Genomic DNA, 1,850 nt, shown 5'->3' on the forward strand with positions numbered 1-1,850 from the left:
ATGCTGGTCGGCTCGCTGGCTGGCGGGACTTCGCGGGCCGGTTCGACGGGAATGTGACCGGTCCCGGGGGCAAGTTGCGGGCCGATTTTGTACTGATCGAGAATGTCGCGGAGCTGGTTGGCGTCCATGACCTCTTTCTCGAGCAGGTCCTTCGTCAGGTGCTCCATTGCCGCCCGGCGGGTGCTCAGGACCGTGTGGGCAATTTCGTACCCAGTGTCGATCAGCCGCTTGATTTCGAGGTCGATCTCGCGGACCGTCTCTTCGCTGTGGACGTGCTCGCCCATCGATTGCATGCCACCCGTCAGGAATGGCGAGCGTTTCATTTCGCTGTAATGGACGCGGCCGAGCTTGGGACTCATGCCGAACTCGGTGATCATCCGCCGAGCCATGTCCGTCGCGCGTTGCAGATCATTCGATGCGCCGGTCGAACATTCCTGGTAGACGATTTCCTCGGCCGCGGTGCCGCCGAGCAACACGGCGATGCGGTTCTCCAACTCGGTCCGTGTGACCAGTTGCCGATCTTCTTCGGGCCGTTGCAGCGTATAACCGAGAGCCCCCATGCCGCGGGGAATGATCGACACCTTGTGCACCGGATCGACGTGGGGCAGCGAACAGGCCACCAGGGCGTGACCGATTTCGTGATACGCCACGCGCTCCTTTTCTTCCTCGGAGATGATCCGCGTCTGCTTCTCCAGACCGGCGATAACGCGCTCGATGCCTTCTTCGAAATCCTGCATGGTGACGCGGGTTTTGTTCTTCCGCGCGGCGAGCAACGCCGCTTCGTTCACCAGGCTGGCAAGGTCCGCCCCCACAAACCCCGGCGTCAACTTCGCCAGGTACTTGAGGTTCACCTGGTCGTCCATCTTGATCCGCGCGGCGTGCACCTTCAGGATCTGTTCGCGGCCCTTGATATCCGGCCGGTCGACGATCACGTGCCGATCAAACCGGCCCGGCCGCATGAGCGCCGGATCGAGTGTTTCCGGCCGGTTGGTGGCCGCCATCACAATCACGCTCTGATCGGAAGCGAAACCGTCCATCTCGACGAGCAGCGCGTTCAACGTCTGATCGCGCTCGTCGTGATTGCCGGGTCCGCCTTCACCTCGGCGTTTGCCGATGGCGTCGAGTTCGTCGATGAAGATGATGCTCGGTGCCCGTTGCACGGCTTGTGCAAACAAATCGCGCACACGGGACGCACCGACGCCGACGAAGAGTTCGACGAAGTCCGAACCCGAAAGTCCGAAGAACGGCACGCCGGCTTCACCTGCCACCGCTTTTGCCAGCAACGTTTTCCCGGTTCCCGGGGGACCGACGAGCAACACACCGTGCGGGATGCGACCGCCGAGGGCCTGATACTTGCCCGGCGTGCGGAGGAACTCGACAATTTCGCGGAGTTCTTCCACCGCTTCATCAATCCCGGCAACATCGTTGAACGTGACGCCGAGGTCTTCCTGCGCATACATCTTGCCGCGGCTGCGACCGAACGACATCGCCGCACCGGGACCACCGATCCGTCGCAGCACGAACAGGAACACGCCCAGCGTCAGTGCCAGCAGCAGCACGAACGAAATGTACGGACTGTAATCGGTGTCGGGAGGACCGCCGCCCCAACCGGGAATTCCCTGTTTCTGCAGCGCGGCTTCGATATCCGCACGGGTCTTGTCCGAGAGCCCGAGCAGCCAGACGGTGTAAGTCTTTGCGGCCGCTTTGGTCGCCGCGGTCTGTCCGGCCGGTGACGCGGATGTGTTCTGATACGTCAGCCGATCCGGAGCAAACTTCAACTCGTGAACGTTGTGGGAATTGAGTTCGCCGGCTTCAAGTTTTTGCAGGAAGACTTGCGCCGTCAGTGTTTC

The 1,850-nt window shown here is 61.9% G+C and carries 1 protein-coding gene; it reads right to left on the reverse strand.

What is annotated here, in order from left to right; translation table 11 throughout:
- The coding region (gene ftsH, locus AC5590_RS15280; protein ID WP_441293685.1) for an ATP-dependent zinc metalloprotease FtsH at window positions 1-1,844 on the reverse strand (1,844 nt) is incomplete at its 3' end.
- Between the last annotated feature and the right edge of the window lie 6 nt (window positions 1,845-1,850).

The sequence above is a fragment of the Brasilonema octagenarum UFV-OR1 genome, assembly GCF_963888615.1.
Taxonomy (GTDB): Bacteria; Cyanobacteriota; Cyanobacteriia; order Cyanobacteriales; family Nostocaceae; genus Brasilonema; species Brasilonema sennae.